General features: G+C 67.6%; 7 protein-coding genes. 2 read left to right on the plus strand and 5 right to left on the minus strand.

Annotation, left to right across the window (positions count from 1 at the left end):
* The 3 genes from WBV89_RS18180 to WBV89_RS18190 all read right to left on the minus strand — a co-directional run.
* Window positions 1-862 (minus strand): SRPBCC family protein (locus tag WBV89_RS18180; protein WP_423982744.1); only part of this gene is annotated, 862 nt, incomplete at its 3' end.
* Window positions 862-1,338: an ArsR/SmtB family transcription factor gene (locus WBV89_RS18185; protein WP_423982745.1), complete on the minus strand. Its 477-nt coding sequence runs from the start codon at window positions 1,336-1,338 to the stop codon at window positions 862-864. The genes WBV89_RS18185 and WBV89_RS18180, both read right to left, overlap by 1 nt.
* A 124-nt stretch (window positions 1,339-1,462) precedes the next feature.
* A complete protein-coding gene (locus tag WBV89_RS18190) occupies window positions 1,463-2,149 on the minus strand; it encodes a maleylpyruvate isomerase N-terminal domain-containing protein (RefSeq protein ID WP_423982746.1) in 687 nt (228 codons plus the stop codon).
* Between WBV89_RS18190 and gnd the strand changes: the two genes are divergently transcribed.
* Both gnd and zwf read left to right on the plus strand, forming a co-directional pair.
* On the plus strand, window positions 2,148-3,170 hold the full coding sequence (gene gnd / locus WBV89_RS18195; protein WP_423982747.1) for a phosphogluconate dehydrogenase (NAD(+)-dependent, decarboxylating): 1,023 nt from the start codon (window positions 2,148-2,150) through the stop codon (window positions 3,168-3,170). The genes WBV89_RS18190 and gnd overlap by 2 nt on opposite strands.
* Window positions 3,167-4,648, plus strand: a complete 1,482-nt coding sequence (gene zwf / locus WBV89_RS18200) for a glucose-6-phosphate dehydrogenase (protein WP_423982748.1) — start codon at window positions 3,167-3,169, stop codon at window positions 4,646-4,648. The genes gnd and zwf overlap by 4 nt, the downstream gene beginning before the upstream one ends.
* Before the next feature lie 40 nt (window positions 4,649-4,688).
* On the opposite strand, the gene WBV89_RS18205 is transcribed toward zwf, so the two are convergent.
* Both WBV89_RS18205 and WBV89_RS18210 read right to left on the minus strand, forming a co-directional pair.
* The gene (locus tag WBV89_RS18205; protein ID WP_423982749.1) at window positions 4,689-5,207 is read right to left on the minus strand and encodes a GNAT family N-acetyltransferase; all 519 of its coding nucleotides are present in this window, start codon (window positions 5,205-5,207) and stop codon (window positions 4,689-4,691) included.
* 79 nt (window positions 5,208-5,286) lie between these two features.
* Window positions 5,287-5,786: EamA family transporter (locus tag WBV89_RS18210; RefSeq protein WP_423982750.1), on the minus strand; the 500-nt coding region annotated here is incomplete at its 5' end.

Below are 5,786 nucleotides of genomic sequence, written 5' to 3' on the forward strand. Positions count from 1 at the left end.
CACTGAGCAGCGTCGCGCCGTCGGCCGGGGTGAGCGTCATCTCGTGACGCGTCGGTGCACCGTCCATCCCGATCATCGCCTCGGTCGTCACCTCGCGATACGGAGGGATCGACTCCAGCACCTCGCCTTCGAATCCGAACCGATCGGCACCGTCCGTCGACTCCCATTCGTACCGATAGCGGGAGCCGACTTCGGCGGCAGGTTCACACACGGGCATCGTCCACCCGTCGGGCCCGAGCATCCACCGCTGCATCAACGCCGCCTCGTGATGGGCCCGCCACACCTCTTCGACGGCGCCTCGCACGACCCGGCTGACCCGGGCACTGGTCGGTGTCAGCAACTTCATCTCGGTGCCGCGCCCATGAGCGAACGACTCCAGGTCGTCCAACACGTCGGGCATCTGCCCCATCGCTGCCTGCAGTCCCTCGAGCATGCCCATCGCCAACATCTGCTCCATCGCCTGTGTGTCGGGGAACGTCGTGACGCTGACGAAGCGGGACCCGTCGGCCGTCGATTCGAAGCTGACGTCGAAGCGACACGTCGGCAAGTCGTCGTTGGGCGAACCGTCGTCCGAGGCGAATCCGTCGACGGCACGGAATCCGGAGCCGGGATCGACCGACTCGAACCGCCAGTAGCCCGCAGATGTCTCGCCGTCCGGGCCGGTCATGAAGTAGTGCGAACGGCCGCCGGCGGCCATGTCGTGGCGGGTGAACGTCGCGGGCCATTCGGGTGGACCCCAGAACCGCTCGATCTGCCGTGGATCGCTCCAGGCCTGCCAGAGTCGCTCGACCGGCACGGCGTAGTCGCCCACAACCGTCAGGGTCAAGGCGTCGGGGTCGGAGGTGGTTTCGGTGATGGGCATCATGTCTCCTTCAGATGTCTCGTGGATCGGGTCGAGGGGTCGACGTTCGGTTCCCGTCGGGCCGAGGAGCGCCGGGAGCGCACGTCCACCCCCGGCGAACGGGGCGACGAACGCGGGGACGAACGGGGGGACGAACGGGGCGACGGATCGGCGAGTACGTCATCGAGTTGAGCGAAGCGTGAACGCCACAGGTCCTCGAGTTGGACGAGGAGCGCTCGCGCCCGCCCGATCTGCTCCGGGTCGCCGCGCACGATGCGTTCTCTGCCCCGCGGTTCCTTCGTCACGAGTCGGGCCTCCTCCAGGACGGCGACGTGCTTCTGCACCGCAGCGAAGCTCATGTCGTATTCGACGGCGAGCTCGCTGACCGACGCCTCCGCCACCAGGGTCCGGCGCACGATGTCGCGTCGCGTCGCATCGGCCAGAGCCCGGAAGAGTCGATCGACCTCGCTGTCGGAAAGTTCACTTCGTACAACCATGTGGTTGTACGTTAGAACCCCAGCTCTCCGATTGTCAACACCGAACGACTCGCCGTTCGCGTGAGGAGTTTGCGGCCGGGGAGCGCACAGACCTCACGCGTTCGCCGGCAGTCTGTGACCACGGTCAGAAGATTGCGGCGGGGCGGAGGCCGTCGACCGCGAGGCGTCCGGTGAACCAGCCGAGCCGTGCCGGAGGAGCGAGCGCCAGCGCTACGGCGGGGAGCGGAGTGAGCCCCATCGGTTGGCGTGCGGTCCAGAGCATCTCCATGCGGGCGAGTTCGAGGCGCACGTACAGCGGGTCGAGGTCGTCGAGTTCGATCCCGATGTCGAGGTCGACTCCGTGCAGCGCGACCTCGCGCACACGGAGGAACGCCAACCGGTCGATCGGCGTCTCGCCGCGCAGCGTGCGACGACCCGCGCCCTGCCAGTCCGTGGCCTCCCACGCGGCTTCCAGGGCCGCCGTCGCTTCCACCAGATCACCGATGGCAGCGGCGGCGGATCGCGTCGCTCCCTCGTCGATCCCGGCGTTCCGACCGTCGACTCCGCCCGGATACTGCTCGAGAACCTCTCCCCGACCCGCCCCCTCGATCATCCGGCGATGTCCATCCGCATTGCGCGCAAGATGGGTGATCACCTGAGCGCGGTTCCATCCCGGCAGACGCGAGGGACCGGCGGCATCGAGACGGTCGCCTGCGGCGGCGATCCGTTCGAGCAACGCGGCGTGGACGGCCTTTCCGAGCGCGACGTCGCGCTCGATCTCGGCATCGGTCAGCGTCACACGGGCCAGATTGACGTGGCAGGCTGTCGACATGCAACTCGGAATGATCGGACTCGGGCGCATGGGCGCCAACATGGTGAGACGGCTGCAACAGGGCGGGCACGACTGTGTCGTCCACGACGTCGATGCCGACGCCGTGAGCGCAATGGTCGACGAGGGCTTCACCGGTGCCGAATCCCTCGAGGACCTCGTCGCGAAGCTCGACGCACCCCGGTCGATCTGGGTGATGATCCCCGCTGCATTCGTCACGTCGACCCTCGAACGTCTGGTTCCGCTGCTCGACGAGGACGACACGATCATCGACGGCGGGAACTCCTGGTACCACCTCGATGTCGACCGGGCGAAGGAACTCACACCGAAGAACATCCACTACGTCGACGTCGGCACGAGCGGCGGAGTGGCCGGCCTCGAGCGCGGCTACTGCCTGATGATCGGAGGCGACGACACCGCCGTCGGACGACTCGAGCCCGTGTTCGAGACGTTGGCTCCGGGATTCGATGCGGCCGAACGCACGCCGGGTCGGACCGGCGAGATCGCTCCGGAGGAGAAGGGCTGGCTGCACTGCGGCCCGAGCGGAGCCGGACACTTCGTGAAGATGGTCCACAACGGCATCGAGTACGGAGCGATGTCGGCGATCGGCGAGGGACTCAACGTGCTCGCCAAGGCGAACATCGGCAAGCAGGAACACGAGCAGGATGCCGAGACCGCCCCGCTCGACTCGGCCGACTACTACCAGCTCGACATCGATCTCGGGAAGGTGACCGAGGTCTGGCGACGGGGCTCGGTCATCGCATCGTGGTTGCTCGACCTGACCGCCGAGGCCTACGTCGACGACCCGGAGTTGAGCGAGTACTCGGGTCACGTCAGCGACTCGGGCGAAGGGCGTTGGACGATCGCGGCTGCCATCGACGAGGGCGTTCCCGTCCCGGTCCTGTCCGCGGCGCTCTTCCAACGGTTCGCCTCCCGTGGTCGCGACGACGTCGCCAACAAGGCACTGTCTGCGATGCGGGCGGGCTTCGGTGGGCACAAGGAGAAGAAGGGCTCGACGCGATGAGCGACTCACCCGACCCCACCCGCAACGTCGGCGACCAGCGCGGCGGCACCTACGTCGACACCACGCAGATCGAAGCGCATCAGCCCGAGGCCGATGCACTCGTCCTGTTCGGCGCGACCGGTGATCTCGCGAAACGCAAGCTGTTCCCGTCGCTGTACGCGCTGGAACGGTCCGGCACGCTCCACGTCCCGGTCATCGGCGTCGCCCGCAGCGACTGGACCGACGATGACTTCCGCACGCACGCGCGAGAATCGATCGAGGAGCACGTCGAGGACGCCGACCCTGCGGTCATCGAGTCGTTGCAGAATCGTCTCGATCTGATCCAGGGCGACTACTCGTCCGAGGTGACGTGGAACGACCTCTGCGACACGCTCGATCGACACGAGTCGTGTACCGCCGTCTTCTACATGGCGATCCCACCGACGATGTTTCCGACCGTGGCCGAGAAGCTGGCGTCGGTCGGCCTGAACGAGCGCGGCCGCATCGTCGTCGAGAAGCCGTTCGGACGCGACCTCGAGTCGGCGGTCGAACTCAACAGGATCCTGCACAGCGTGTTCCCCGAGGACCACATCTTCCGGATCGACCACTACCTCGGCAAGGAGGCCGTCGAGGACGTCCTCGTGTTCCGCTTCGCGAACACCCTGCTCGAGCCGGTGTGGAACCGTCACTTCGTCCGCAGCGTGCAGGTGACCATGTCCGAGGACATCGGGATCGAGGGTCGCGGCAGCTTCTACGAAGGTGTCGGAGCGATCCGCGACGTGCTCCAGAACCACCTGCTCCAGGTGGTCGCGCTGCTCGCGATGGAGCCACCCGCCGGTTCCGACCCCGGCTTTCTCCAGGACGAGAAGGCGAAGGTGATCAACGCGATGCGCCCGATCGACTCCGATTCGCTCGTCCGCGGGCAGTACGTCGGCTATCGCGACGAGGTCGGCGTGGCCGAGGACTCCGAGGTCGAGACCTACGTCGCCGCCCGGCTCGAGATCGACTCGTGGCGATGGGCGGGCGTGCCGTGGTACGTCCGGGTGGGCAAGGGTCTCGCACAAGCCGCGACCGAGGCCGTGATCGAGTTGCGCAGCCCGCCGCGCATGCTCTTCGACGAGAAGGGGAGCCCGCGCCCCGAACGCAACCTGATCCGACTCCGGCTCGGCAACAACGACGGCGTCACGTTCGCGCTGCAGGCCAAGACCCCCGGACCCGACATGGACAGCCAGGAGGTCGACATCGACGTGGACTTCGCATCCGCCCTCGGTGAGCGGCAGGACGCGTACGAACGGCTGCTCGGCGACGCGCTGCTCGGTTCGCTGCGGCGCTTCGCGCGACAGGACGTCGTCGAGGGGACGTGGCGCGTCGTCCAACCCGCCCTCGACGAGCCGGGACCGATCTATCCGTACTTCCGCAACTCGTGGGGTCCGTCGGAGGCCGGCGCCATCCTGGTCAACGACGACGACGTCTGGTATCCCCCGTCACCGACCCGCTGATGCGCGTCGGTGCCAGGCACCGACGCGCATTGCGGGATGCTCAGATGTCGCCGGTCACGAAACTGAACACGTGCGCGTCGTGGAACTCGCCGCGGAGCAGCAGGCGACCGCGCGCGATTCCTTCGTAGCCAGCCCCGGCCTTCTCGGCGACGCGACGACTCGCTTCGTTGCGTACCGACATCACGATCCGGAGTCGGTGGAATCCCGCGTCACCGAGACCGAACGATGCGAGCGACCGAGTCGCCGCGGTCGCCAGGCCGCGGCCGACGCGATCCGATCGCACCCAGTATCCGAGGTTGGCCGATCGGTTCTGTTCGTCGATCTCGTTGAGCCCGCAGGTGCCGATGAGGTCACCTCCGGGAGCGACCATCACGAAACGGTGCGCATCACCGAGTTGGCCACGGATCCACGCGAGAGCGTCCGCCTCGCCATAGTCGGCACTCGCCCACGGCATCCACGGAACCAGCTGATCGATCGACGCAGCGACCGCTGCGGCAACCGCCCCGGCGTCGGCGTCGGCGGGATGACGAAGTGCGGTCCCGTCGGCGGCGATCTCCATCCGTCCAGTGTTCACGATCGTGCACGACGAAACGAACAGGTTTGCGATCCCGCCGGCCGTCCGATCCAGCGCCTCGCGTTCAGCCGAGCCAGGTGACGAGCACGATTCCGACGAGCACCATCGCCGAACCGATGTAGTCGGCCCGACCGTGTCGCTCGTGGAGGACGAAGCGGGCCACGAGGAAGGCGATCACCAACTCGACCTGACCCAGCGTGCGGACCTTCGCGGCGCTCGCGAGCGTGAATGCCCACGCCCAGCCGAGCGATCCGCACAGGCTGAGCACGCCCACGGCGACCGCCGGACGCCAGGCGCGGAAGGTCGCAACGATCTCGCCCCGATCGACGACGGCGAACCAGACGGTGTTCGCCAGCGCCTGGATCACGAGCATGGCGGTCAGCGTGAGCACGGCCCGGTCGAACGACGGCGCTTCGCCCAGTCGATCGGCTGCCTCACCGATTCCGATCGCGGTCAGCCCGAACAGCGCTCCTGCCACGAGCCCCAGCAGGGCCGCCGGATCGCCGGCGTGCACGAGCGCGCGCAGCGATCCGTGCGATGCCAGGAACACCACACCCACCGTCA

This window comes from Ilumatobacter sp. (assembly GCF_049588435.1).
Taxonomy (GTDB): Bacteria; Actinomycetota; Acidimicrobiia; order Acidimicrobiales; family Ilumatobacteraceae; genus Ilumatobacter_A.

Excerpts from the sequence above, each read along its gene's own strand:
- WBV89_RS18185 (WP_423982745.1), bottom strand. The coding sequence starts at position 1,338 with ATGGTTGTACGAAGTGAACTTTCCGACAGCGAGGTCGATCGACTCTTC.
- gnd (WP_423982747.1), top strand. The coding sequence starts at position 2,148 with ATGCAACTCGGAATGATCGGACTCGGGCGCATGGGCGCCAACATGGTG.
- WBV89_RS18190 (WP_423982746.1), bottom strand. The coding sequence starts at position 2,149 with ATGTCGACAGCCTGCCACGTCAATCTGGCCCGTGTGACGCTGACCGAT.
- zwf (WP_423982748.1), top strand. The coding sequence starts at position 3,167 with ATGAGCGACTCACCCGACCCCACCCGCAACGTCGGCGACCAGCGCGGC.
- WBV89_RS18205 (WP_423982749.1), bottom strand. The coding sequence starts at position 5,207 with ATGGAGATCGCCGCCGACGGGACCGCACTTCGTCATCCCGCCGACGCC.